Here is a 25136-nt window from a genome sequence, read left to right as displayed (position 1 = left end):
GGAATTGGCAGGAGGCCAGCGCCACTGTCGATGGGTCACACCAGCCCGACCAGCATCCGCGGCTGTATTACTCCAGGGAAGAAGTACCCCCATGGCATTCCGCGCCCCCACTCTGATCGCGCTCAGCGCCGTCACTCTGCTGTCCGGCTGTTCGGCGTTTCGCAACTACGACTCCGAACTGGCACAGACCAACCAGCAACTGGCCTCCGGCAACGTCGACGCCGCGCTGACTCTGCTGGAAAAGAACAACACCGGCCCCGACAAAGACCTGCTCTATTACTTCGAGAAAGGTGAGTTGCTGCGCGCCAAGGGTGACCTCTCCGGCAGCCAGAATGCCTGGAGCAGCGCCGATGGGGTGGTCGGTCAGTGGGAAGATGCCGTCAAGCTCGACACCGGTAAGTACCTGGCCCAGTTCGGCAGCTTCATCGTCAACGACAAAGTGCGTCGCTACGAAGGCTACGACTACGAAAAAGTCATGCTGACCACGCAGATGGCCCTGAACCTGCTGGCGGTCAATGACTTCGACGGTGCGCGTACCGCGATCAAGAAGACTCACGAACGTGAAGCGGTGATCGCCGAGTTGCGTGACAAGGAATACCTCAAGAGCGAAGAAGAGGCCGAGAAAGAAGGGATCAAGACGCAGTACAAAGACCTGCAGGGCTATCCGGTCGCCAGTCTCGACGCGCCGGAAGTGGTCGGTCTGAAAAACAGCTACCAGAGTGCGTTCAGCCATTACCTGTCCGGTTTCGTCTATGAAGCGCTGGGCGAAAAAGGCCTGGCTGCACCGGGCTACCGCAAGGCCGCCGAACTGCGTCCGAACACGCCGCTGCTGGAACAGGCGCTGGTCAACCTCGACAAGCCGAGCAAATCCGACGACAGCGACATCCTCATCGTTGTCCAGAGCGGTCTGGCCCCGGCCCGTGACTCGATCCGCGTGCCGTTGCCATTGCCGATTTCCAACAACGTGGTGATCACACCGTTGTCGTTCCCGATCATCAAGCCTGACACCTCCACGGCGACTTTCGCGCAGATCGGCGTCGACGGTCAGCAGGTCGACCTGACCGCGCTCAACAGCACCACCGCGATGTCCCGCCGCGCCCTGCGCGACGATATGCCGGGAATCATTGTGCGCACCACCGTGCGGGCGATCACCAAGGGTGTAGCGCAGAAGCAGATCAACGAAACCAACCCGCTGGCCGGTCTGGCCGTCGGTATCTCTTCAGCTGTGCTCGAAGGTGCCGATACCCGTACGTGGCGCACCCTGCCGGATTACACCCAAGTGGTGCGTCTGCGTCTGAAAAAGGGTGAGCATCAGGTTACCCTGCCAAGCGCCGTCGGCGGTTCAGTGGTCAAGGTCACTGTCGATCAGCGTTATCAAGTGATCACCCTGCGCGCCGTGGGCAACCAGGTGTTCGCCGGTGGCCTCGCCGCACACGTCATCCCGAGCGCCGGCGCGACCAACGTCGCCAGCCTCAAACAACCTTAAGAACGGAGTCTTTGCATGCGCTTCAAACTCATCGCCGTCGCCGCCCTCGCCTTTTTGGCGAGCGGCTGCGCCACCCCGCCACCGCCAGAGCCGGGCAGCGCCGCGAGCAAAGTCGTGGCCATGGGTCCGCAGAAACACATCGTCGTCGGCGCCATGCGCGTCGCCCGCGAAAACGGCTTCATGACGGTCAATGTGCAGTTGAGCAACACCCTCAACAGCAACAAGATTTTCTACTACCGCTTCGCCTGGCTCGGCGCGGAAGGCTTCCCGATTGCCGAAGAAGAAGTGTGGAAAAGCCAAATGATGTACGGCGCCCAGACCAGCTTCATTCAAGGCATCGCCCCGACCCCGAAAGCCGTGGACTTCCGTCTGGAAATCAAGACGCCGTAAGCCTGCCACCCTATTCCTGTTTTAGAGAGCACTCCCATGTTTGCACGCTTTTCCTGCATCGCCGTCATCGCCCTGCTGGCCTCCGGTTGCGCCAACACCTCGCCGACCCTGGGCAGCAAGAACATCAGCTACGGCGACACCAAAGCGGTTGAAACCGTGACCAACGAATTCGGTTCGACCGACCTGCAAATGATCGCCGAGTCGATGACCCGCTCGCTGGCTCAGTCCGGCATCCTGCAGGGCCGTCCGGTGGTTCAGGTCTACGACGTGAAGAACAAGACCAGCGAGTACATCGATACCCGCGAAATCACCACCAGCATCAAGACCCAACTGATGAAGACCGGTGTGGCCCGCTTCGCCAGCGACAACAACGCGATGCAAAGCCAGGTTGACCAGCTCAAGCTGCAAAACCAGAGCGGTCTGTACAAGAAAAGCACCGTGGCCAAGACTGGCAACATGGTTGCCGCCAAGTACCGCATCGAAGGCTCGATCAGCTCGATCGTCAAGCGCAGCAGCGACTACAAGGACGTCTTCTACAAATTCAGCCTGCAACTGATCGACGTTGAAAGCGGTCTGGCCGAGTGGATGGACGAAAAAGAGATCCGCAAAACCACGGAGCGTTAATCAATGCGCACATGGATTGGCATGATGGCCCTGGCTTGCGCGTTCAGCGCGCAGGCGGCCCCGAAAGTCGCGGTGACGGATCTGGCGTATCAGGAACGTGTGGAGCAATACATCCACATCGTTTCGGCCCAGAGCAATCATCGCGAGGGTTACTACAGCTCCAGCGGCTCGTCGAGCTACAACGAGATTGAAGCAACGACCAGCTACATCGAACAGACCGAGCTGCGTAAATTCACTGGCGACATCAAGGGTGAAATTCTGCGTACCGGTATGTTCCAGCTGGTGCAGGGCACGCCGTACACCGCGTCGTCCAAAGGTGACGTCTATGACGTGATCAAGCGCATCAAGGCCGGCAACTTCAAAGGCGCCGACTATGTGCTGTTTGGTACGGTGTCGGACATCGACTTCACTCAGGACATCAACGAGCTGGCGAACACCGACAGCTATTCGGCGGTGCTGGGCCTGACATTGGTGGCGGACTTCAGCCTGATCAACACCAAGACCTTCGAGATCACCTCGGCCTTCACGGCGATGGGCGAAGCGCAGGACACCAAACTGGTGAACCACCGCGACATCAAGATCTCGCTGAACCGTCCACGGGTGGTGCGTGACGTGTCCAAGGCCTTGGGTGAAGACGTGGCCGGGCAACTGAGCATGCAGCTCGGTGGCGGCGGTTACGAGCAGCCTCGTGAAGCACCGCAGCGCAACAATCTGCCGCGTGATACCGCGCCGGTGATTTTGCGCTGATGACTGGCCCCTGATCTTTCCCATGCACCGCGTGGGAATGCATCCCGGAACGCTCCGCGTTTCAGCCACAAAAAAGGCGACCCGCAAAGGTCGCCTTTTTTCTGCCCGCGATGTTTATGCCGCCGCTTTACGCAACGTCGCCATAAACGCCGCCGCGCCGATGAACAACCCGGCAAACGTGCGGTTCATGCGCTTCTGCTGCTGCGGTGTGCGCAACAGACGCAACACCTTCGACGCCAGACCGGTGTAGCCGGCCATGACGATCAAATCAACGCAGATCATCGTCACGCCAATCACCAGATACTGAATCAGCAACGGCGCATGCGGGTTGATGAACTGCGGCAGCACCGCGAGCATGAAGACCAAAGCCTTGGGGTTGCTGATGTTCACCAGAAAGCCACGGAATATTAGCGCCAGCGGTTTGCCGATCGGCCGCACCGCCGCGTCATCACTCATGTCCATGGGCAGCGCGCGCCATTGCTTGATGGCCAGGTACACGAGGTAAGCCACACCAAACCATTTGATCGCGTGGAAGGCCGTTGCCGAAGCGGTCAGGATCGCGCCAACACCGGCGCCGACAATCGCGATTTGCACCGCCAGACCAATCTGCAGGCCAAGGGCGTTCCAGTAACCGCGCCAGAAACCGTATTGCAGACCGCTGGACATCGACGCAATGGCGCCAGCACCCGGAGACAGACTGATCACCCAGCAGGCGGCAAAAAACGCCAGCCATGTTTGAAGCTCCATCGCACACCTCGACTCATGCTCGTGACAAATGCCTAAGCTAATGCGGGTTTGAATGGATGACTACCGATTTTTTGCTGAATGTTGCAGGTGCTGCTGAGGGCCCCTTCGCGAGCAAGCTCGCTCCCACAGTAGACCGCGATCTACTGTTGGAGCGAGCCTGCTCGCGAAGGCGCCAGATCAGACGCCGCAGAAATCACTTTTCGAAACCGCTCGACGGAAACACATCCGTCCCACGCCAACGCCGCACCGAACGCTGGAAGAACAAGCTGTTCGGCACCTGCACCATCGCGCTGCCAGTCCCCAACTCTTCCGCCTCGATCAACGTGGTGTAAAGCAGATTGATCGCCACCACTCGCCCCTTCACGCCGGGCTTGTCGGTGGTGTCCACCAGCTCAACGATATCCCCCAACCGAAACGGCCCGACCGTGAAGATCAGAATCGCGCAGAGCAAATTCGACAGCACGCTCCACATCGCAAAGAACGCCACCGCCGCCACCGCGACGAAACCCGACAGCGCCGTCCACAACACCGTGGCCGAGACACCGAGGCGCTCCAATACGAAGATCAGTGCACTGCCCATGATCAGCCAGCGCAGCACACCACGCAGCGGCATCAGCAACTGCGGCGGGAACGGATAGCGCTCACCCAATCTTGTCAGACCTTTGGCAACGAAGCGCTGGGTAAGGTAACCGGCCAGCAGGATCAGCAGAATCTGCACCGTGAACCAGACCGGCTCGACCCACACCGCCGGCAGCGGCAGCTTGAACGCATCCATCAGGACAGCGCCTCCAGCTCCGCCTGCATGCTTTCCAGCACCTCGAGGGCTTCCATCCACGCTTCTTCCAGCTCGCCTTCGCGAACCTTCAGTTTGGCCTGTTCGGCGAGCAGATCACGCAGTTCGTTCTTGCGCGCCGGCTCGTAGATGTCGCTGTCGCCGAGGCTGGCATCGACCTTGGCGAGTTTCTCGTGAAGCTTGCCCAGTTCGGCTTCGAGCTTGTCGGCTTCACGCTTGTGCGGGGCCAGTTGCTGACGCAACGCGGCGGCCGCCTGACGCTGAGCCTTCTTGTCGGTCTTGTCCGGATTGACCGGGGTGTTGCTGACCGGCGCGTTGCGCTGGCGGTATTCCACCAGCCAGCGTGCGTAGTCTTCGAGGTCGCCATCGAACTCTTCGACCTTGCCGTCAGCGACCAGGTAGAAATTGTCGGTGGTGCTCTTGAGCAAATGCCGATCGTGAGACACCACCAGCACCGCGCCGCTGAATTCCTGCAGCGCCATGGTCAGCGCCAGGCGCATTTCCAGATCGAGGTGGTTGGTCGGTTCGTCGAGCAGCAACAGGTTCGGACGTTCCCAAGCGATCAACGCCAGGGCCAGACGCGCCTTTTCACCACCGGAGAAATTCAGCACTGGCTCGTCGATGCGCGCACCACGGAAGTCGAAACCGCCGAGGAAGTCGCGCAGGGTCTGCTCGCGTTCGGTCGGCGCCAGACGCTGCATGTGCAGCAACGGGCTGGCCTTGGAATCCAGCGAGTCGAGTTGATGTTGAGCGAAGTAGCCGACCACGGTGTTCTCGCCACGGGTCAGGCGCCCGGCGATCGGTGACAGCTCGCCGGCGAGGTTCTTGATCAGCGTCGATTTACCCGCACCGTTCGGGCCGAGCAGGCCGATCCGCGCACCCGGGGTCAGTTGCAGCTTGACCTTCTCCAGGATGGTTTTTTCGCCGTAACCCAAGCTGGCATCGGACAGGTCGATCAGCGGGCTGGAGATCTTGCTCGATTCGCGGAAGACGAAGTCGAACGGCGAATCGACGTGGGCCGCCGACAGCTCTTCCATCCGCTCCAGTGCCTTGATCCGGCTCTGCGCCTGACGGGCCTTGGTCGCCTGCGCCTTGAAGCGGGCGATGTAGCTTTCCATGTGCGCACGTTGCGCCTGCTGCTTCTCGTAGGCCTGCTGTTGCTGGGCCAGACGTTCGGCACGCGCACGTTCGAACGCGGTATAGCCGCCACGATAAAGAGTGATCTTGCGCTGATCGACATGCGCGACGTGATCGACGACTTCATCGAGGAAATCACGGTCGTGGGAGATCAGCAGCAAGGTGCCCGGGTAGCTTTTCAACCACTCTTCGAGCCAGATGATCGCGTCGAGGTCCAAGTGGTTGGTCGGTTCATCGAGCAACAACAGGTCCGACGGGCACATCAAGGCCTGCGCCAGGTTCAGACGCATCCGCCAGCCACCGGAGAAATCCCCGACCTGACGATCCATCTGCTCGTTGGTGAAACCGAGACCGGCGAGCAGCTTGCGCGCCCGCGCATCGGCGGTGTAACCGTCGGCGCTGTCGAGTTCGGAATGCAGACGGGCCTGAGCGGCACCGTCGTGCGCCGCTTCGGCGGCGGCGAGGTCACGTTGCACCTCGCGTAGACGCAAGTCGCCATCGAGCACATAGTCGACGGCAAGGCGCTCGAGCGTCTCGATTTCCTGGCGCATATGGGCGATGCGCCAGTCAGCCGGCAGGAAGCAATCACCCGAGTCGGGGTGCAGCTCACCCCGAATCAGGGCGAACAGGCTCGATTTGCCGGCGCCGTTGGCACCGATGAGGCCGGCTTTGTGGCCGGCGTGCAGGGTCAGCTCGGCGTCTTCTAGCAGACGTTGCGGGCCACGCTGTAAAGTCAGGTTCTGAAGTCGGATCATAATGGCGGCGGAGTCTACCAGCTTCGCTCACAACTGGCGCGAGTAGCACGATGTCCTCTGACCTGTGGAGCTTTTCCCTTGCCACCTACGCCCGAGCGGGTGTGGAAGATGCCTGCCTGCAACTGCAAACGGCGGGGGCCAATGTCTGCCTACTGCTGTGCGGCTTATGGCTGGAACAACGTGGCGCAACCTGCGACGAACAACGCGCAAGGCAGCTTCAGGCGCTGACCGGTCAGTGGGATATCGAGGTGGTGCAGCCGCTGCGAACCCTGCGCATGCAATGGAAAGCGCGGGCGGTGGATGACGCGGTTTTGAAAGGCATGCGCGAGCAGATCAAATCACTGGAGCTGGAAGCTGAGCGAGCGTTGCTGTCACGGCTTGAGGGTGTGGCGCAGGAGTGGATGCAAAACGACGCAGGCCCGGAAACCTGGCTGGAAGAATTGGCCGGCACGGCAGCCAGCCCGAACCGCGACGCGCTGCAAGTGCTGCGCGTCGCGGCAACCGACACTTAGGAAGCGCTGGTTGGGTTGTTGCTGGTGCTCGACACAGCGGCTGGCGATGGCGCAGTCGATGGCGTCGAGGTAGTCGCGGCTGGAGCAGCTGCCGATGGCGCAGCCGACGCTGCCGGTGCGGCAGGCTTAGCGGCAGGCGCGGTAGCCGGTTTAGCGGCAGCTGGTTTGGCAGCGGCTGGCTTTTTAACGGCTGGTTTTGCAGCTGGCTTGGCGGCTGGTTTTGCAGCAACAAGCTTGGCACCAGCAGTCGCTGGTTTGGCAGCAGCGGCCGGTTTAGCGGCTGGCTTGGCTGCCGGTTTGGCGGCGGCATTCACGGCTGGTTTGGCAGCAGCTTTTACTGGTGCTTTTGCTGGTGCTTTTGCAGCTGGTTTGGCGGCAGCTGGTTTAGCGGCAGTCTTGGCAGCTGGTTTTGCAGCAGCAGTTTTAGCAGCAGGTTTTGCGGCAGCTTTGGCAGCAGGTTTGGCAGCGGCGGTTTTCGCTGGAGCAGCTTTTGCTGCAGCTGGTTTGGCGGCTGGTTTAGCAGCGGCGGCACGGGTAGCCGGCTTGGCAGCGGCAGTACGCGCAGCAGGTTTTGCCGCCGTGGTTTTAGCTGCTGGTTTTGCAGCGCTCGCCGCAGCAGGTTTCTTCGCTGCAGGTTTTGCGGCCGCTTTGGCAGCTGGTTTTGCAGCGGCTTTCACCGGTGTTTTTGCAGCTGGCTTGGCAGCGGTTTTAGCAGCAGCTTTTGCAGCAGGCTTGGCCGCTGCGGTTTTCGCTGGAGCTTTTGCAGCAGCAGGTTTGGCCGCGGCTTTCTTCGCCGGTGCCGCTGCCGGTTTGGCTGCGCGGGTGGACAATACTTTGCCCACGGCTTCTTGAACGCGACCAACACCCTGAGCCAGTTTCAGGCTTTCCTGGGCATCGCGCTTGAGTTGCAGAATGTAGCTGCGAGTGTCGGACTGACGATCCTTCAAGGCATCGAGCAGGTCTTCCAGTTCTTTCACGGCGCCTTTGGCTTTGGTCTGTGCCTTGGCTTTGCCGGCGGCAGCTGCGTCCTGCAATTTGGTGCGGGACTTGTGCAGTTTTTCTTGCGCCTTGCCGCGTTGCTTTTCCAGTTTGGCGAGCAGTTTTTCAGCATCAGCCAAAGCTTGAGAGCAAGCGTTTTCCAGATGCTCGAGCAAGCTGCCCGAGAGTTGTTGGAGTAAGTGCAACGGAGTATTTACAGGCTTCTTGGTGGCCGACATGGTTTACCTCCTGGCTGACGTGAGTGCGGCTCATACTAGACCTCTGCAGTTACCGCCGCTAGGGCATCTTGACAGTATCGATTGCGTTGCGTTGCACCGAATCGAAAATGTTCTGCGCGAAGGCAAAAGCAGTTCACCGTTGGCGACGTTCGCGCTGGCATAATCCACCGCATCTCAGGACGGAGAGTGCCCATGTCGCGCTACTTTTTTTTATCCCTCTGCATGGTTTTTTCGGCCGCTCACGCTGACCAGAAAACCACGGCGAACGACGCTCACGATCTGGCCTACAGCCTCGGTGCCAGCCTCGGTGAACGGCTGCGCCAGGAAGTCCCGCAATTGCAGATTCAAGCGTTGGTCGACGGCTTGCAGCAGGCTTACCAAGGCAAGCCGCTAGCATTGAGCGAGGCACGTATCGAGCAGATTCTGGCCGATCACGAATCGCAGAATGCCGAACACTCGGCACAGCCTTCGAGCGACGCGGCGATGGAAAACGAACAGCGTTTTCTCACCGCTGAAAAAGCCAAACCAGGCGTGAAGGAACTGGCCGACGGCATCCTGCTCACCGAGCTGACGCCTGGCAACGGCACCAAGGCCGGGCCCGATGGAAAAGTGCAGGTGCTGTATGTCGGTCGATTGCCAGACGGCACCGTGTTCGATCAGAACACTCAGCCGCAATGGTTCAATCTCGACAGCGTGATTGCCGGGTGGCGCACTGCGTTGCAGAACATGCCGGTGGGCGCGAAATGGCGACTGGTGATTCCATCGGATCAGGCCTATGGCGCCGACGGTGCCGGCGACCTGATCGCACCGTTCACACCGCTGGTATTTGAAGTGGAGTTGCGCGGCGCCACCAGTTGAGCAGGCAATAAAAAACGGTGCGCTTTTGGGCGCACCGTTTTTTTCGATCAGGGAAAAAGATCAGGCCTGAACCGGATCCTCTTCCTTGTGTGCTGTGTGCAGCACTTCAATCAGACAGTCTTCGAGTTCGAAGCGCTCGTGCAGCAGGCCACCGAGTTCCTTGAACTTCTCGGCTACGCACTTGCCTTCATCGCACAGATCGTTGAAGGCGAGCAGCTTCTCGGTGATGACGTCGATGCGCGGATAGATCGTCTCGGCGAGCTCCAGACCGCGCTTGTCGTTGAACGCCTTGGCTTCGCCAGTCAGCTGTTCATAGATTTCGAAGTGCCCGGCCGATACATAATCGACCAACACACCGCAGAATTCCTGCAAGGGCTTGCGGCTCTCGGACAGCGACTCAGGCTGTGCGCCGAGCTTGTCGTAGGCGCCGATCAGCTCTTCACGCTCCTGCAACCAGCGGTCGATCAGCAGATGAACTCCACCCCAGCGTTCCTGAGCATTCTGACAACTTTCGAGCATGGCGATCTCTCTTCCCTTGTGGGTCATGCTGCTCTACACCCGCGCCCCTCTTTTGATTTTGACTTGGGGGACGGCCGGGCAGAGCGTCATCGAGCAACATAAATCCAATGACACGTGCGGGCCAGATTATGCCCGCACGCCTATGGCTTCAAGGTACGCAGGAGATAAAGTTCATACAAGTGTTTAATCCCGCAGCAGCTGTCGGTGCGACGCTTCGCCGCTGAGCGGGCGTTGCAGAGCACTCCAGACCAGCCGTAACAATTGATATACCGCCAGTATCGATACCGCGACAAAGAACAACAGGCTCCACTCCGGGATGCTCAGGTCGAACAGCGTCCAGGATATTTCCGCGCAATCGGTGCCGCCGCTAAACATCCTTTGCAAGGCGCAGATCCAGGGCAGACCACTGAACAATGTCTCGGGGTGCGGAGTACATTTGAGCAGTTGCAGCATCGGGTCACTCTGTATCAATACCTGTCGCCAGGCAGCCGTAGTGCCGCCCAGGCTCGCGACCAGCGTCAACAGCCAGTAGAACCACAAACCGACACGCCCGGGGCCGTGCACCGCTGCCATGCCACTGGACACGCACAGCAGCGTGAGGAACAGGCGCTGCACCAGACACAGGCTGCACGGCGTCAGGCCGACAGCATATTCAAGATAATAGGAAGCTCCCAGAGCGAAGGCCCCCGCAGTGAAAGCCATGAAGAACAAGGAGCGTGAGCAGGCCAACGACATGGCTTTTCCGTAACAGTAGAGACAGACGGTTACGGTAGAGGAAAGCGTGTCAGCCTTTCAAGGCGAGGCCCTGCCGACAGTTCACCAGAGGTGTAGGGAAAACCCGACAGGTTCAAGAGGAAATGGTGTAGCCCGCTGTAGGACTTTGCCTGGGACGATTGCTGAAGTTGAAATTTCAGCCACAAAAGGTAAGCGAGGGAGCGAGCTCCCTCACCACTTCAGACCTGCGCTGGAACCGGTAACGGCGCGGCCAGCAGGCGTTCGTCGAGCAGACCGAGGCCTTCCTGGAACAACTGATTGCTGCGTTCGGTATCGCCCAACTGTGCTAGCAGGCGCGCCAGCTCTGCACAGGCCTCCGGATTGCGCTGCACACGCAGGCTGCTTTCCAGATAATCCCGCGCTTTACCCCAAAGACTGGTTTGCAGACACAACCGGCCGAGGGTCAACAGCAAGCTCGGATCGTGCGGATGATCCTTCAGCCAGCCTTCGGCGGTTTGCAACTGACGGGCCGGATCACTGCCGCGCACCAGACCATAGAGGCGGGCCAGATGGCTGTCGTACTTGCGCTTGAGGGCAGTGCGCAGCACTTCTTCCGCTTCGACCTGAGCGCCCAACTGCCGCAACTGTTCGGCATACGCCAGCACCAACGGCGGTTCCTGACGCTGTGCCGAGGTGAGTTGCTCCCAGGCGCGCGTGAGCGACTGCAAACCAACGCTGCCATCCTCTTCACGCTGTGCGGCCAGAGACAGGTTTTCACCCCAGGCGCGGCGTTCGAGTTCGGCCAGTTCGGCGCGCGGCAGGACTTTGTCCTTGCGCAATTCCGGCAGCAAACGAATCACCGCCGACCATTCGCCGCGCTGCTGATACAAGCGCTGCAACTGACGCAGCGTCTGCGCATTGTGTGGATGGCGATCGTGCATCGCTTGCAGGGTCACCAAGGCACCGTCGGTATCACCACGATCGGTCTGCAACTGCGCATGGCTCAAGGCAATCGCCAACTCTGCCTGCGGCTGACGCTCCAGCGCGCGCTCCAGCAAACGATCGCACTCTTCGTAATTGCCTTGTTCGTTGGCCGCGCGGGCAGCGCCGAGGTAGTACAGCAGCGGCTGGCGCTCGGCCTCAGCCGCTCGATACAGATGACGCTGCGCGCTGGCCCAGCGACCTTCGGCCAGATCCAGTTGACCGTGCTCGATCGCCACTTGCACGCGCCGACTGCGGTTGCGGCGCGACCATGGATTGACCACGCCACTCGACGTCATGACCAGCTCGACCAACGCTTTGATGCCCCAGATCAGCAGCCACAACACCGCGATCACCGCCAGCGTTGCCCAAAGACTCGCTTCGTAACGGAAGCTCTTGTAGGCAATCAGCACGTAGCCGGAATGCTGGGCCACTGCAAAGCCCAGTGCCGCCGTCGCCGCGATCACCAGAAACACGATCACATACAGGCGTTTCATGGCGTGGCCTCCTGCGCAGTATTGGCCGCAGGTTTGGCAAAGGGTTTCACCGACTCTTCGGCGTTGACGTTGCGTCGCTCAAGGTAGGCTTGCACGGCACTGAGGGTGCCGGCCAGATCAGGCGTCGTGACTGTGACCGGTTCCTTGCTCAACTCACCGACCTGTTCGAGCATCACTTTGCTTTGCGGATTGTCCGGATTGAAATTGCCCTTGAGCACATCACGCGCTTCGGCCAGTGCCTGGGTGTAGACCGGCGCCTGCCCGTTGAGGGCGGCCCACTGCGCCTGCTCCAGTGCCAGGCTCAGCGCCAGGCGCACCTGACTCAGGCTCTGCCCGGCCAGCAGCGGCCGCACATTTTTGTCGGCGTTGAAATCGATACGGATGTAGCGCGAGACCTGATCCCACCACTGCGCCCAACGACTGGCACCGTCACCGTCAGCGGTCAGGCCCAGCAGCGATTCGCCGCGATCCTTGTACTCCGGCGCCAGCTCGGTGAGTTCGATGACTTGATCACGCAGTGCGCCGAGCCGCAGGAACAGTCCGGTGCGATCCGGCTGCGCGGTGCTGCGCAGCGCCACCAGGGTTTTTGCTACTTGCTCGCGAGCGGCGAAAGAGCCGGGATCGTTCTGCTCACGGAGGATTTCGTCAGCCCCCTGCACCAGCGCTTGAGCACTGCTGATGTCCTGCAACGCCGAAAGACGCAAGCTGGCCAGACGCAGCAGGTGCTCGGCCTCGGCCAGACGCCAGTCCTTGCGGCTGGCACCGAGAACCGTTTCCAGACGCTGATTAAGGCGCTGTTGATCGCCCTGAAGTTGCGTCACCAGACGCTGGCGCTCGGCGAGTTCGTCGGCCCCCGGTAGCTGCGCGAGGCGCTCGGTCAGGCGCTGCTCATTGAGCTTCAGGCTCTGCGCCTGATCGTTCAAGGCCTGCACTTCACCGGACTGCTGCTGAGTATTGGTCTGCAGGTGACGGACCTGCCAGACACCCCAGCCACCGATCGCGACGCCGGCAGCGCCGAGCAACAGGGCGACGATGGCCAGTCCATTGCCTCGGCGCGGCTCTATGGCCGGCGGTGGAGTTTCAACCTGGGTTTCAATCACAGGTTGCACATCATCTTTAGGCAAGGCTGTTTCGCTCACGTATCCATCCTTTGCATTAGAAAACGGGTACGGGATGCTCCCGTAGCGCCGTCAGCAAAGCCGCGGCACTCGCGCCGCGGCAATCCACAACTGTTTGAGCCCCGGCGGCAAATGCCTGCTCGGCGACTCTTGGGCTTGGTACAAACAACGGCAATTGCGCGATTGCCGGCCAGGCATCGCCGGCCATCTGACGCAGGTGCTCGAAACCCTGTCCACTGCTGACCACCAGCCCGTTCAAGCGTTCCGCTTCGATCCGCCGTGGCAGTTCATCCGGGGCATAGGCTGGCAGGTCGCGTCGATACAATTCCAGATACTCGACACTAGCACCTAGCTCACGCAAGCGCTCGGCAAGTAGCTCGCGCCCGCCCTCCCCGCGCAGGATCAACACCCGCGCACCGGACTGGCCGACCGCCTCACGCAGACGCGGCAATTGCAGCAAGGCTTCGCTGTCATCACCGGCGGCCGGGAAATTCGCGTCCAGACCGTGATCCAGCAGAATCTGCGCGGTCGCCGCGCCGACACTGAACCACGGCATCGTCAGCGCAGAACTGCCGTCGAGCAGATCCAGCGCAATACGTGCCGCGGGCTTGCTGACGACGATCACTGCGCTGCAACCGGACAGCTGCGCCATCGACTGACGCATTTTGTCAGAGACTGGCAGCGGGACAATTTCCAAAAGCGGCAGGCAACTGCTGAAAATCCCCTGCGCGGCCAACGTCGCGGCCAGCGCCGCACAGTCTTCCGCAGGGCGTGTCAGCAGCAGGCGCCAGCCAGTCACTCGTGACCTGCCTCGCCGTAGACCGCTTTGAGAATGTCGTCGGCGCCCTGGCTGAGCAAGTCTTCAGCGACCTTGACGCCCAATGCTTCGGCATCGGTACGGGGCGCGCGCGCTTCAGCGCTCAGCAGCTTGCCGCCACTCGGTTCACCGACCAGACCACGCAACCACAACTGCTCGCCTTCGAGCACGGCATAGCAGGCGATCGGCACTTGGCAGCCGCCATTCAGATGTTTGTTGAGAGCCCGCTCTGCGGTCACACGCGACGTGGTATCGGCGTGATGCAGCGGCGCGAGCAAGGCGTGGATTTCAGTGTCGGCGCTACGGCATTCAATGCCGACCGCACCTTGGCCACCGGCCGGCAGACTGTCGTCGACGCTGATCGCCGAGGTGATGCGCTCTTCGAAACCAAGACGGATCAGACCGGCCGCCGCGAGGATGATCGCGTCGTACTCACCGGCATCGAGCTTGGCCAGGCGCGTGTTGACGTTGCCGCGCAGGAAGCGGATTTGCAGGTCCGGACGACGGGTCAGCAACTGTGCCTGACGACGCAGACTCGACGTGCCGACAATGCTGCCGGCAGGCAACGCCTCCAGGCTGGCATAGGTGTTGGAGACGAAAGCATCACGCGGATCTTCACGCTCGCAGATGCAGAACAGGCCAAGGCCTTCAGGGAAGTCCATCGGCACGTCTTTCATCGAGTGCACAGCGATATCGGCTTCGTTTTCCAGCAGCGCGGTTTCCAGTTCTTTGACGAACAGGCCCTTGCCGCCGATCTTCGACAGGGGCGAATCAAGCAGCTTGTCGCCGCGACTGACCATGGGCACCAGCGTCACCTGCAAGCCCGGATGGGCCGCTTCCAGACGAGCTTTGACGTATTCGGCCTGCCAGAGGGCCAGCGCACTTTTACGGGTGGCGATGCGGATTTCGCGAGAGGACATGGATCAATCCGTACTGAATAGATACGGCGGATAATAACAGCTCAGCCAAATCCACTTTGACTTGAATCAGAGTCGGCACGGCCTCCCTGGCCGCCAATGCCTGGTAAATAGAATGAAGAACCGCCCGGAATGACCGGGTTACAGCCCCTGCATCATCTTGCGCACACCGGCCACATGCCGACGGCTGACGATCAGCGCATCACCATTGAGACCTTTGAGGAACAACTGGAAATGCCCCAGCGGCGTACGTTGTAAACGTTCGATGCGGTCGCGGGCGACCAGGGCGTTGCGGTGGATGCGCACGAAGCGTTCACCGAATTCGTCTTCAAGGGCTTTGAGCGGCTCGTCCAGTAACACTTCACCGGCCTCGTGGCGCAAGGTCACGTATTTGTGGTCGGCGATGAAGTAGACCACCTGATCCAGCGGGATCAGTTCGATGCCTTTGCGGGTACGGGCACTGATGTGGCTGCGCGGGCCGGTGCCGCTTTCGGCAGCGGGACGGGTCAGGGCCGAGAGTTGCGTCCGATTGGGACGTTCAGCCCGTTTCAGGGCGTCATGCAGATGTTCAGTTCGCACGGGTTTCACCACATAGCCCACGGCGCTGGCCTGCAGGGCTTCCACGGCAAATTCATCGGGGCTGGTGCAAAACACCACGGCCGGCGGCGTTTCGCGTTCGCACAGACGGGCAGCGACCTGCAGGCCATCGAGGCCTGGCATACGGATATCGAGTAGCACGATATCCGGCTTGTGGCTGTCGATCAGTGCCAACGCCTCTTCGCCATTCGTGGCGCTGGGCTCCAGAACTGTGTAGCCCTCGAGCTCGCTCACCATTCGGCTGAGGCGCTCGCGAGCAAGTGGTTCGTCATCAACGATCAGGACATTCATATTGCGCTGGATTCCTGCGTGAGTCTCGCACAAGGATAGCGTAGACAGGTGAAGTGACGTCCGTCACCGCGATCCACGCTAAGACTAGCCCGAGCGCCAAAAAGTGCCGTACGTCGGCCAGCAATATTTGCCAGTGTCCGGGTCGTACTGCTCAAAGCCCGCTGTTTCCTGCGTTTTTCACGGGGATTGCCGAAGGACAATTACACCCATCCCCTCTTCTTATAGTCGGCGTCCAGGCCTTTGCCCGATCCAAGTCACACCGACCCTTATGTCCAACTGTAGACGCTTGCCGGGCCGATATTGCTCAATCGAAAAATATCCTTGCGCAAAACCTCCGGGGCCAGCGCCGACTATGCCGCACACAATGAGAAAAAACGTATCGACCAGTGTCAGCGACAGGATTGGCAACCCTGTTATTATCCGCGCCAGCGTTTCACGCCTTTTTTCTTCAAGCCGATACGAGCGAATTCATGAGCACTGACAAGACCAATCAGTCCTGGGGCGGCCGCTTCAGTGAACCCGTCGACGCCTTCGTCGCCCGCTTCACCGCCTCCGTCACTTTCGACCAGCGCCTGTATCGCCACGACATCATGGGCTCGATCGCCCACGCCACCATGCTGGCCAAGGTCGGCGTGCTGACCGATGCCGAGCGCGACAGCATCATCGATGGCCTGAAGACCATTCAGGGCGAAATCGAGGCCGGCCAGTTCGACTGGCGCATCGACCTTGAAGACGTGCACATGAACATCGAAGCACGCCTGACCGACCGCATCGGCGTCACCGGTAAAAAGCTGCACACCGGGCGTAGCCGCAACGACCAGGTCGCGACCGACATCCGCTTGTGGCTGCGTGACGAAATCGACCTGATCCTCGCTGAAATCACCCGCCTGCAGAAAGGCCTGCTGGAGCAAGCCGAGCGCGAAGCCGCGAGCATCATGCCCGGCTTCACTCACTTGCAGACCGCACAGCCAGTGACTTTCGGGCACCACATGCTGGCCTGGTTCGAAATGCTCAGCCGCGACTACGAGCGCCTGGTCGACTGCCGCAAGCGCACCAACCGCATGCCACTAGGCAGCGCCGCGCTGGCCGGCACCACCTACCCGATCGACCGTGAATACACCGCGCAACTGCTGGGCTTCGACGCGGTTGGCGGCAACTCGCTGGACAACGTTTCCGATCGCGACTTCGCCATCGAATTCTGCTCGGCCGCGAGCATCGCGATGATGCACTTGTCGCGCTTCTCCGAAGAGCTGGTGCTGTGGACCAGCGCGCAATTCCAGTTCATCGATCTGCCGGACCGCTTCTGCACCGGCAGTTCGATCATGCCGCAAAAGAAAAACCCCGACGTGCCAGAGCTGGTGCGTGGCAAGACCGGCCGCGTGTTCGGCGCACTGATGGGCCTGCTGACCTTGATGAAGGGCCAACCGCTGGCCTACAACAAGGACAATCAGGAAGACAAAGAGCCGCTGTTCGACGCCGCCGACACCCTGCGCGACTCGCTGCGGGCCTTTGCCGACATGATCCCGGCGATCAAGCCAAAGCACGCGATCATGCGTGAAGCGGCGCTGCGGGGTTTCTCCACCGCGACCGATCTGGCGGATTATCTGGTGCGTCGTGGTCTGCCGTTCCGTGATTGCCACGAGATCGTTGGCCATGCCGTGAAGTACGGCGTCGACACTGGCAAGGATCTGGCCGAGATGAGCCTGGAAGAACTGCGCCAGTTCAGCGATCAGATCGAGCAGGATGTGTTTGCCGTGCTGACCCTGGAAGGCTCGGTGAATGCCCGTGACCATATCGGCGGCACTGCGCCGGCGCAGGTCAAGGCGGCTGTGGTTCGCGGCCAGACGCTGATCGCCAGTCGCTAAAAGCAAAAGCCAAAAGCATCGCGAGCAGGCTCACTCCTACATTGGAACGCGTTCCCCTGTAGGAGTGAGCCTGCTCGCGATAGCTGCGTTCAACTCACTACAAAAATCACTTCTTGGCAGCGATCATCGCCAAAAACGCCGGCATCGCCGCCTCCTTGTCCGCCGCAATCTCCTGCACATGCGGATTCTGCTCAAGCCGCTCAAGCAGCGCCTTCGCCTGTGGCATCTCCGCCAGCAAATCGATCCCGAACAGCTTCTGCCCGACCGCACAGGCCAGCGGCACGCTGTAAAGGAAGTACAAATCGGCAATGCTCAAACTGTCGCCCGCCACGTACGGGGCGAATTTGCCATGTCGGCCCAGCGCCGCAAAACCCAGCTGCAATTCAGTCTTGGTCTTTTCCTTGATCGCCTCCGGCAGGGTCATGCCAAAGAACGCCTCGCCGTAACAAGCGCGTCCCGGCAGCTCGATGTACAGCTCGATTTCCTTGGCAATTGCCAGCACCTGTGCGCGCTCGAACGGATCGCTCGGCAGCAGCGGCGTGCCTTTCTGGGTCTGTTCGAGGTATTCGAGAATGATCGCGGTCTCGTTAATGAAACCGACGTCCACGCCCAGCACCGGTACCTTTCCGCGCGGGCTGATGGCCAGTGATTCCGGGGTCTGCGCCGGGTAGAACGTGACCTCCTCGAACGACAGGCCTTTTTCCAGCAGCGCCAGTTTGACCATGTTGTAGTAGTTGCTGACTGAGAATCCGTAAAGCTTGAGCATCACATAGCCTCCAGGCCGTGCGGGGTGGGCAGTGCCTGTTTATAGATCGCGCAGGCCAATCGCGCCAGCAGCATCACGCCGCTGAATGCGGGTAAACTGGCGCCTTTCCTTGAGGAGCCTGCCATGAGCGAGCCGACAGACATCGACAACGACAATGACGAAGAAGAGTTCGCCGAGGCTACGTTGATCGAAGCCATCGAGAACCAGATCGAAAGCGACAACCCGCCAGCGGCCAAAGCGACTTTCAACAAGCTGACACTGGTCGGAACTGAGCGTGAAGAAATCCTCAACCTGATGGCGCATGTGCTGGCCTATGAGATTGACGCGATGCTCGATGAAGACCGCGCGTTCAATACCGAATGGTACGAAGCGGCGTTGCGTGCATTGCCAGAACTACCACCGGAAAAGCAGTAACCCCGATCCTGTAGGAGTGAGCCTGCTCGCGATAGCGTTCTGTCAGTGATGAATATGCTGACAGGCACTGCGCTATCGCGAGCAGGCTCACTCCTACAATGTTTGTAACGTATCCATCCGGCCAACTCCCGCCTCCCGACTACACTGGAATCCGCCTCAAGACAAAATCCCTGATCTGAGCACTGGACATGCCGCAAAAGCGGGTTCACCTTAGGGACGCTGTCGTCCAATTCCTAGAAAGTCTGGAGTCCTTATGTCGCTTACCCCTGAGTTGGTTGCCGAACTGGAAGTCCTCGCACTCTTCAACCTGGACAGTTCCCAGGAAGGTCTGAAAATTCATCAGACCGCTGCCCCGAAACACATTGCTGCCGCCAAACGCCTCTTTGAAAAAGAACTCACCGACCAGCCCGATGGCGGTTATCTGACCAGCCTCGGTCGCGACGCTGCACAAAATGTGCAAACCGTGCTGACCATTCTGAGAGAGCAGGAAACCGCCTGATCCCCTGACTTCGCCCACGGGAACTCCTGCCACGGGATTTCCGCGGGCCTGCCCGGCCTCCCGCGATATAAATCTGACGTCAAAAAACAAATTCAGCTTAAAAGTCCCGCTGCGCTAAGGCTAAACTGCCTGACATTCCGAGACCCTCTACGTCCGAGCCTGCGAGCCGGTTTGAGCTGACATGACGCGCACCCACGAAATCCGCCCCGACCTGGACGAAGGCATCGACCGCAAGGTACTCAGCCAGCTGCGCGCGCGTTTTCTCAAACTCAATGAAGGCCGCCTCGGCCGCGCCCTGGAAGGTTTGTCGACGCGTCAACAGAGCGTACTGACGTTGTTGCCGCTGTTCTTCCACGTCAACCATCCCCTGCTGCCGGGCTATGTCTCGGGCAGTACACCGGCCGGCCTGTCGAATTACGAGCCGGACGCCAATACGCTTGCCGAAGCGCAACGCCTGACCCGTTCGTTCTCCTACAAGCCGCGCCACGGCAGCAACCCGCCACGACCGATCCACGGCCTGTTCCTGATGGGCAGCCTTGGCACGCTGGCACAGGCCGATCAGAGCGACATGGACGTGTGGGTCTGCCACGCGCCTGACTTGAGCGAAAGTGAACTCAGTGAGCTGAGCAAGAAATGTCAGTTGCTCGAAACCTGGGCTGCGAGCCAGGGCGCCGAGGCGCATTTTTTTCTGATCGACCCGCAGCGCTTCGTCAAAGGCGAACGCGACACCCAGCTCAGCTCGGAAAACTGCGGCAGCACTCAGCACTATCTGTTGCTGGACGAGTTTTACCGCACCGCAATCTGGCTGGCCGGGCGCACGCCGATCTGGTGGCTGGTGCCGGTTTACGAAGAAACCGCCTACGACCTCTACACCCACACCCTGCTGTCCAAGCGTTTCATCCGCGCCGACGAAACCCTCGACCTTGGCCATCTGGCGAGAATCCCGCCGGGCGAGTTCATCGGCGCCGGATTGTGGCAGCTGTTCAAGGGCATCGAGTCACCGTACAAATCGGTGCTCAAACTGCTGCTGACCGAGGTCTACGCCAGCGAACACCCGCAGGTGCAGTGCCTGAGCCTGCGCTTCAAAAAAGCCGTGTTCGCCAACCAACTGGATCTGGATGAACTGGACCCGTACATGGTCGTGTACCGGCGCATTGAGGAATACCTCACCGCGCGCAACGAGCCGGAGCGGCTGGAACTGGTGCGCCGCGCGCTGTACCTGAAGGTCAACCGCAAGCTCACCGGCAACAGCCGCACCCAGAGCTGGCAACGCACGTTGCTGGAACGACTGGCCAGCGAATGGCATTGGGATCAGCGACAACTGACCCTGCTCGACAGCCGCAGCCAGTGGAAAGTCCGCCAGGTCAGCGCCGAACGCCGCGCGCTGGTCAATGAGCTGAACTACAGCTATCGCTTCCTGACCCAGTTCGCCCGCACCGAGCAGACCGTCAGCCTGATCAACAAGCGTGATCTCAATGTGCTCGGCCGCCGGCTCTACGCAGCCTTCGAGCGCAAGGCCGACAAGGTCGAGTTCATCAACCCCGGCATCGCCCCGGATCTGGCCGAAGACACCCTGACGCTGGTGCAGTCGCGCAATAAAAAGGAGCCCGGGCAAACCCAGTGGGGCCTGTATAACGGCAGCCTCACGGCGCAGGAGTGGGAACACTTCGCGCCGATCAAGCGCAGCCGCGAATTGCTTGAATTGCTGACCTGGTGCCACCGCAACGGCGTGATCGACAGCAGCACGCGCCTGGCCCTGCATCCCGGCACCAGCGACCTGAGCGAGTTTGAGCTGTTCAACCTGCTCGGCAGCCTGCAACAGTGCATCGCCCTGCCCTTGCCTACAGTGGCTGAAGAGCCATTGCTGCGCGCCGCGGTGCCGAGCGAAGTGCTGATTCTGGTCAACGTAGGGATTGACCCGCTAAAACATCACCGCGACCTCAATATCCTGATGACCACCGAGCGTACCGACTCGCTGAGTTACGCCGGCGTGCGCGAAAACCTCGTGTTGACCCTCGATCAAGTCACGCTCAACAGCTGGAACGAAGTGCTGGTCAACCGCTTCGATGGCCCGCACGCCCTGCTCGATTGCCTGCGCGATTACCTCAACAACCTGCCCCGCGGGGCTTTGCAGCCGTCGTTGAAGGTGCGCTGCTTCTGCCACAACCGTGCACAGTTCATCGCCCGTCGCGTCGAGGAAATCATCGACACCGCGCAAAATCTGTTGCTCAGCGAACTGAATCATCGCTACCTGATTCAAGTGCAGCAGCATTATCACGTGCTGGAATTGGTACCTGGTCAGGTCAACCACGTCGCGCTCGCGACATTGCCAGCGTTGCTGGATTACCTTGGTGAAGAACAGCCGCGCTACAGCCCGCTGCACCTGGATCCGATGGCGCTGGAAGATCACGACCTCGCGCTGATCCTGCCGATGGGTCAGCCGGAATGCATTCAAGTGTTCTACCGGATCACCGATCAGCAGGCCGAGTTGTACGTATTGGATGAGTTCAATGCGCTGTGGCAGCAACATTTGCCCTATCACGACGAGCAGAGTCTGCTGGTGCCGTTGCAGCGTTTCCTGCAATCGATTCTGTTCCGCCGCGAAGCCGTGCTGCCGATGGACGCCGGCCCGGATGCCCGTCTCGAAACCTTGTATTACCAGTTATTGCCTTCGGGTCCGGGGCGCGCGCGCCGAGTCGAAGCGCGGCCGGCACCGCAGACGCCAGTGAACAAGCCGTTCTACGACGTGCAGGCGATCGTCGGCAAAGCCGCACCGGGCGAAGTGCAGGTCACCCTGTATTGCAATCAACGGGAATTCAGCGAGCTGGAACATGGCGACCAGCTGTTCAGCGTGGTCGCCCGGGAGATCGTCGAGCAGCGCCGCGACAGCGAACGCTATCGCTGCTACATCACCGACCTAGACCTTTCGGGCCTGCTCGGTGACGGGCAGAGTTCAAGCAATCTGTATCTGCGCTACAAGGCCGACCTGGAGCGCGCCCTGAACGAGGCACTCGAACAGGTCTGAGGCGGGCTTACTCGCGGAAATCACCGCCGTTGGCCGGCTGCGATTCAACTTCGAGCAACGTCAGTTTGAGGGTCTTGCCACCCGGTGCCGGCCAGTCGATGTGCTGACCGACTTTCAGGCCCAGCAACGCGCTGCCGACCGGAGCCAGGATCGAGATCTTGCCTTCATCGGCGTTGGCATCCTTCGGATAGACCAGCGTCAGGTGATAGTCCTTGCCACTGCCTTCTTCGCGGCAATGCACACGGGAATTCATCGTCACGACATCGGCGGGCACTTCATCGTGGCCGACCACGGTATCGGCGCGGTCCAGCTCGGTTTGCAGCGCAATCACGCCCGGCGCAGCCTGGTCTTTATCGTTCAGGCTATCGATCAGGCGTTCCAGACGTTGCACGTCCAGACGGGTAAGGGTGATGGAAGGTGCGGTCATGATCCGAGCAGACTCCTTTCTTCTGCACACAAAAAAAGCAAAACCCCGCCAAAAAAGACGGGGTTTTCACCAGGCCTCGATGGGTTGAGGCGTGTTCGGACACTATCACAGCTCAAAAAATATACAAGTCACCCACCCGGCCAGCCCCTACATTGAAGAATTGCGGCGGTCTGCGGCTTGGGCGCAGATGACCCGGCGGCGTTGATCGTCCGCCGAACGCCATTCGCGAATGTCTTCGACATGGCGGAAGCAGCCGAGGCAGACCTTTTGCTCGTCCAGTCGGCATACACCGCTGCACGGCGAAGGCACTGCCGGGCTGATGTTGCTGTAGAGCGGCTTCGGAGGCCGGGCGGGAGCAGTCTCAGTCACGGAATCACAGACCTTCGAAATCGAATTCGGCGCCGGCCTGCTGCTTGACGATGCGCTCGAGCATTTCGCCCAATTGCTCTTCGCTCTTGTCGCACATCCAGCGCTCGCTTTCTTCGTCGTAGTCGAAGTGGAAACCACCGGACACCGCCGCCAGCCACAGCTGACGCAGCGGCTCCTGGCGGCTGAAGATCAGCTGCGAGCCGTTTTCGAACTTGACGGTAAGCACACCGGCCGAGCTCTCCAGGTCGATATCCAGATCACTTTCGTCAAAGATGTCTTCCAGTTTTTCCTGGGTTTCATCGACCAGATCGTGAAAACGGGCTTCGGACAAACTCATTGCGGCAACCTCAAAAAATGTCTGATCAGGCTCAAGCGCCGAAAGATACGGACGCTGCTGGCCGATTGCAAAGATTAACGACCTGTGGGAGCGAGCCTGCTCGCGAATGGCCGGCACATTCAACATTATTGCTGGCTGACCCGCCGCATTCGCGAGCAGGCTCGCTCCCACAGAGATATTGGTGCATTTAGAGAGCCCCGCCGGACGGGAGGGCCATCACATAGGCAAGCCGCCGGGTGGCCGGTATACTCCGGCGCAATTAACGCATTTTCAAGGATTTCGCCATGAAGCGCCTGATCTCTTCCCTTGCTGCGCTCGTCGCGGTTGCCTGCCTTGTTTCGGCCTGCGGTCAAAAAGGCCCGCTGTACCTGCCCGATGATGATCAGGACCCGGCCGAGCAAGCCCAGTCTTCGCAAAAGCAGCCTGCTTCGAAAGCACACAAGCACGACGTTTACTAAGGGATCGCCATGGACGCTTTTAACTACCGTGGCGGGGAGCTGTTCGCGGAAGGCGTGGCGCTGTCAGCCATCGCCGACCGTTTCGGCACGCCCACTTATGTTTATTCGCGCGCGCACATCGAAGCCCAGTATCTGGCCTACGCCGATGCGCTGGCCGGCATGCCACATCTGGTTTGCTTCGCGGTCAAAGCCAACTCCAACCTCGGCGTGCTGAATGTCCTGGCCCGTCTCGGTGCCGGTTTCGACATCGTTTCCCGTGGCGAGCTGGAACGCGTGCTCGCCGCTGGCGGCAGCCCTGAGAAAATCGTCTTCTCCGGTGTCGGCAAGACCCGTGACGACATGCGTCGCGCGCTGGAAGTCGGCGTGCACTGCTTCAACGTCGAGTCCACCGACGAGCTTGAGCGCCTGCAAGTCGTCGCCGCCGAGCTGGGCGTTCGCGCACCGGTATCGCTGCGCGTGAACCCGGACGTCGATGCCGGCACCCATCCGTACATTTCCACCGGTCTCAAAGAGAACAAGTTCGGCATCGCCATCGCCGACGCCGAAGACGTGTACGTGCGTGCCGCGCATCTGCCGAACCTGGAAGTGGTTGGCGTTGATTGCCACATCGGCTCGCAACTGACCACGCTGCCACCGTTCCTCGATGCCCTTGATCGTCTGCTGGATCTGGTCGATCGTCTCGGCGATTGCGGCATTCACCTGCGCCACATCGATCTCGGTGGTGGTCTGGGCGTGCGTTATCGCGATGAAGAGCCGCCATTGGCTGCCGACTACATCAAAGCCGTGCGCGAGCGTCTCAACGGTCGTGATCTGGCGTTGGTGTTCGAGCCGGGCCGTTTCATCGTTGCCAACGCCGGCGTGCTACTGACCCAGGTCGAATACCTCAAGCACACCGAACACAAAGACTTCGCCATCGTCGACGCGGCGATGAACGACCTGATCCGCCCGGCGCTGTATCAGGCATGGATGGACGTCACGGCGGTCAAACCGCGTGACTCCGCTGCGCGCAAATACGACATCGTCGGCCCGATCTGCGAAACCGGCGACTTCCTCGCCAAGGATCGCGAACTGGCCCTGGCCGAAGGCGATCTGCTGGCCGTGCATTCGGCCGGTGCCTACGGTTTTGTGATGAGTTCCAACTACAACACCCGTGGCCGTGCCGCCGAAGTGTTGGTAGACGGTGATCAGGTTTTTGAAGTGCGCCGCCGCGAAACCGTGGCCGAGCTGTTTGCCGGCGAAAGCCTGCTGCCGGAGTAACC

At 60.5% G+C, this 25136-nt stretch carries 27 protein-coding genes; 12 read left to right on the top strand and 15 right to left on the bottom strand.

Translation table 11 applies throughout. The annotated features are described in order from the left end of the window. Positions 1-91: 91 nt before the first annotated feature. The 4 genes from ACOYXJ_RS10655 to ACOYXJ_RS10640 are packed head-to-tail and all read left to right on the top strand — an operon-like array spanning position 92 to position 3247. Positions 92-1486, top strand: a complete 1395-nt coding sequence (locus ACOYXJ_RS10655) for a COG3014 family protein (RefSeq protein ID WP_460369368.1) — start codon at positions 92-94, stop codon at positions 1484-1486. Positions 1487-1501: 15 nt separating this feature from the next. Beyond that, positions 1502-1876 carry a YcfL family protein gene (locus tag ACOYXJ_RS10650; protein WP_460369366.1) on the top strand — a complete coding sequence of 125 codons (375 nt, stop codon included), beginning with the start codon at positions 1502-1504 and terminating at the stop codon, positions 1874-1876. A gap of 36 nt (positions 1877-1912) precedes the next feature. Further along, positions 1913-2500, top strand: a complete 588-nt coding sequence (lpoB, locus tag ACOYXJ_RS10645) for a penicillin-binding protein activator LpoB (RefSeq protein ID WP_016772610.1) — start codon at positions 1913-1915, stop codon at positions 2498-2500. A 3-nt stretch (positions 2501-2503) separates the two neighbouring features. Next, complete coding sequence (locus ACOYXJ_RS10640) at positions 2504-3247, top strand: penicillin-binding protein activator LpoB (RefSeq protein ID WP_460369364.1); 744 nt, start codon at positions 2504-2506, stop codon at positions 3245-3247. A 114-nt stretch (positions 3248-3361) separates the two neighbouring features. Here ACOYXJ_RS10640 and rhtB read toward each other — a convergent pair whose 3' ends face one another. The 3 genes from rhtB to ACOYXJ_RS10625 all read right to left on the bottom strand — a co-directional run bounded on the left by rhtB (position 3362) and on the right by ACOYXJ_RS10625 (position 6679). Then, positions 3362-3994, bottom strand: a complete 633-nt coding sequence (gene rhtB / locus ACOYXJ_RS10635; RefSeq protein ID WP_038359113.1) for a homoserine/homoserine lactone efflux protein — start codon at positions 3992-3994, stop codon at positions 3362-3364. A 193-nt stretch (positions 3995-4187) separates the two neighbouring features. After that, positions 4188-4769, bottom strand: a complete 582-nt coding sequence (locus tag ACOYXJ_RS10630) for a mechanosensitive ion channel family protein (RefSeq protein WP_102901420.1) — start codon at positions 4767-4769, stop codon at positions 4188-4190. Continuing rightward, positions 4769-6679, bottom strand: a complete 1911-nt coding sequence (locus ACOYXJ_RS10625; protein WP_102901421.1) for an ATP-binding cassette domain-containing protein — start codon at positions 6677-6679, stop codon at positions 4769-4771. Before ACOYXJ_RS10625 ends, ACOYXJ_RS10630 begins: the two co-directional genes overlap by 1 nt. Before the next feature lie 50 nt (positions 6680-6729). Here ACOYXJ_RS10625 and ACOYXJ_RS10620 point away from each other — a divergent pair, with 50 nt between their 5' ends. Beyond that, entirely contained in the window at positions 6730-7191 is a 462-nt protein-coding gene (locus ACOYXJ_RS10620) for a TIGR02444 family protein (RefSeq protein ID WP_460369361.1), read from the top strand. Here the strand turns inward: ACOYXJ_RS10620 and ACOYXJ_RS10615 are convergent. Then, the gene (locus ACOYXJ_RS10615) at positions 7188-8408 is read right to left on the bottom strand and encodes an AlgP family protein (protein WP_460369359.1); all 1221 of its coding nucleotides are present in this window, start codon (positions 8406-8408) and stop codon (positions 7188-7190) included. The two genes, ACOYXJ_RS10620 and ACOYXJ_RS10615, sit on opposite strands and share 4 nt — an antisense overlap. 192 nt (positions 8409-8600) lie before the next feature. Here ACOYXJ_RS10615 and ACOYXJ_RS10610 point away from each other — a divergent pair, with 192 nt between their 5' ends. Beyond that, positions 8601-9266: an FKBP-type peptidyl-prolyl cis-trans isomerase gene (locus ACOYXJ_RS10610; RefSeq protein ID WP_460369357.1), complete on the top strand. Its 666-nt coding sequence runs from the start codon at positions 8601-8603 to the stop codon at positions 9264-9266. A gap of 60 nt (positions 9267-9326) precedes the next feature. On the opposite strand, the gene ACOYXJ_RS10605 is transcribed toward ACOYXJ_RS10610, so the two are convergent. The 7 genes from ACOYXJ_RS10605 to ACOYXJ_RS10575 all read right to left on the bottom strand — a co-directional run bounded on the left by ACOYXJ_RS10605 (position 9327) and on the right by ACOYXJ_RS10575 (position 15717). After that, positions 9327-9785 (bottom strand): Rsd/AlgQ family anti-sigma factor, encoded by a 459-nt coding sequence (locus ACOYXJ_RS10605; RefSeq protein WP_016985889.1) that lies wholly within the window; start codon positions 9783-9785, stop codon positions 9327-9329. Positions 9786-9968: 183 nt separating this feature from the next. Further along, positions 9969-10520 (bottom strand): disulfide bond formation protein B, encoded by a 552-nt coding sequence (locus tag ACOYXJ_RS10600; RefSeq protein ID WP_150706298.1) that lies wholly within the window; start codon positions 10518-10520, stop codon positions 9969-9971. A gap of 218 nt (positions 10521-10738) precedes the next feature. After that, complete coding sequence (locus tag ACOYXJ_RS10595; protein WP_102901425.1) at positions 10739-11977, bottom strand: heme biosynthesis protein HemY; 1239 nt, start codon at positions 11975-11977, stop codon at positions 10739-10741. Next, a complete protein-coding gene (locus ACOYXJ_RS10590) occupies positions 11974-13116 on the bottom strand; it encodes a uroporphyrinogen-III C-methyltransferase (RefSeq protein ID WP_102901426.1) in 1143 nt (380 codons plus the stop codon). Before ACOYXJ_RS10590 ends, ACOYXJ_RS10595 begins: the two co-directional genes overlap by 4 nt. A gap of 16 nt (positions 13117-13132) precedes the next feature. Continuing rightward, the gene (locus tag ACOYXJ_RS10585) at positions 13133-13894 is read right to left on the bottom strand and encodes a uroporphyrinogen-III synthase (RefSeq protein WP_460369354.1); all 762 of its coding nucleotides are present in this window, start codon (positions 13892-13894) and stop codon (positions 13133-13135) included. Next, the gene (gene hemC / locus ACOYXJ_RS10580; RefSeq protein ID WP_150793768.1) at positions 13891-14832 is read right to left on the bottom strand and encodes a hydroxymethylbilane synthase; all 942 of its coding nucleotides are present in this window, start codon (positions 14830-14832) and stop codon (positions 13891-13893) included. Before hemC ends, ACOYXJ_RS10585 begins: the two co-directional genes overlap by 4 nt. 138 nt (positions 14833-14970) lie before the next feature. Continuing rightward, a complete protein-coding gene (locus ACOYXJ_RS10575; RefSeq protein ID WP_095119840.1) occupies positions 14971-15717 on the bottom strand; it encodes a LytR/AlgR family response regulator transcription factor in 747 nt (248 codons plus the stop codon). Between the two features lie 470 nt (positions 15718-16187). On the opposite strand from ACOYXJ_RS10575, the gene argH reads away from it, so the two are divergent. Beyond that, on the top strand, positions 16188-17582 hold the full coding sequence (gene argH, locus ACOYXJ_RS10570) for an argininosuccinate lyase (RefSeq protein WP_077575009.1): 1395 nt from the start codon (positions 16188-16190) through the stop codon (positions 17580-17582). A gap of 106 nt (positions 17583-17688) precedes the next feature. On the opposite strand, the gene ACOYXJ_RS10565 is transcribed toward argH, so the two are convergent. Then, positions 17689-18348 carry a glutathione S-transferase family protein gene (locus tag ACOYXJ_RS10565; protein WP_460369351.1) on the bottom strand — a complete coding sequence of 220 codons (660 nt, stop codon included), beginning with the start codon at positions 18346-18348 and terminating at the stop codon, positions 17689-17691. A gap of 123 nt (positions 18349-18471) precedes the next feature. On the opposite strand from ACOYXJ_RS10565, the gene ACOYXJ_RS10560 reads away from it, so the two are divergent. From ACOYXJ_RS10560 to ACOYXJ_RS10550, 3 genes are all read left to right on the top strand, one after another. Continuing rightward, positions 18472-18762 carry a hypothetical protein gene (locus ACOYXJ_RS10560; protein WP_095119838.1) on the top strand — a complete coding sequence of 97 codons (291 nt, stop codon included), beginning with the start codon at positions 18472-18474 and terminating at the stop codon, positions 18760-18762. A 253-nt stretch (positions 18763-19015) separates the two neighbouring features. Then, a complete protein-coding gene (locus ACOYXJ_RS10555; RefSeq protein WP_003229392.1) occupies positions 19016-19261 on the top strand; it encodes a TIGR02647 family protein in 246 nt (81 codons plus the stop codon). Between the two features lie 181 nt (positions 19262-19442). After that, a complete protein-coding gene (locus ACOYXJ_RS10550; protein WP_460369348.1) occupies positions 19443-22286 on the top strand; it encodes a class I adenylate cyclase in 2844 nt (947 codons plus the stop codon). A 7-nt stretch (positions 22287-22293) separates the two neighbouring features. Here ACOYXJ_RS10550 and rnk read toward each other — a convergent pair whose 3' ends face one another. The 3 genes from rnk to cyaY all read right to left on the bottom strand — a co-directional run bounded on the left by rnk (position 22294) and on the right by cyaY (position 23419). Continuing rightward, complete coding sequence (rnk, locus tag ACOYXJ_RS10545) at positions 22294-22713, bottom strand: nucleoside diphosphate kinase regulator (RefSeq protein ID WP_223026484.1); 420 nt, start codon at positions 22711-22713, stop codon at positions 22294-22296. Positions 22714-22860: 147 nt separating this feature from the next. Beyond that, a complete protein-coding gene (locus ACOYXJ_RS10540; RefSeq protein ID WP_150776008.1) occupies positions 22861-23082 on the bottom strand; it encodes a DUF1289 domain-containing protein in 222 nt (73 codons plus the stop codon). Positions 23083-23086: 4 nt separating this feature from the next. Continuing rightward, complete coding sequence (gene cyaY, locus ACOYXJ_RS10535; protein WP_077575013.1) at positions 23087-23419, bottom strand: iron donor protein CyaY; 333 nt, start codon at positions 23417-23419, stop codon at positions 23087-23089. Between the two features lie 284 nt (positions 23420-23703). Between cyaY and lptM the strand changes: the two genes are divergently transcribed. Both lptM and lysA read left to right on the top strand, forming a co-directional pair. Beyond that, on the top strand, positions 23704-23877 hold the full coding sequence (gene lptM / locus ACOYXJ_RS10530; protein ID WP_042561715.1) for an LPS translocon maturation chaperone LptM: 174 nt from the start codon (positions 23704-23706) through the stop codon (positions 23875-23877). Between the two features lie 9 nt (positions 23878-23886). After that, positions 23887-25134: a diaminopimelate decarboxylase gene (gene lysA / locus ACOYXJ_RS10525; protein ID WP_008084572.1), complete on the top strand. Its 1248-nt coding sequence runs from the start codon at positions 23887-23889 to the stop codon at positions 25132-25134. Positions 25135-25136: the final 2 nt, after the last annotated feature.

It is taken from the genome of Pseudomonas sp. Tul2A7 (assembly GCF_054790505.1).
The sequence above is the reverse complement of the archived record's forward strand: the minus strand, read 5'-3'. Positions and strand labels throughout refer to the sequence as shown.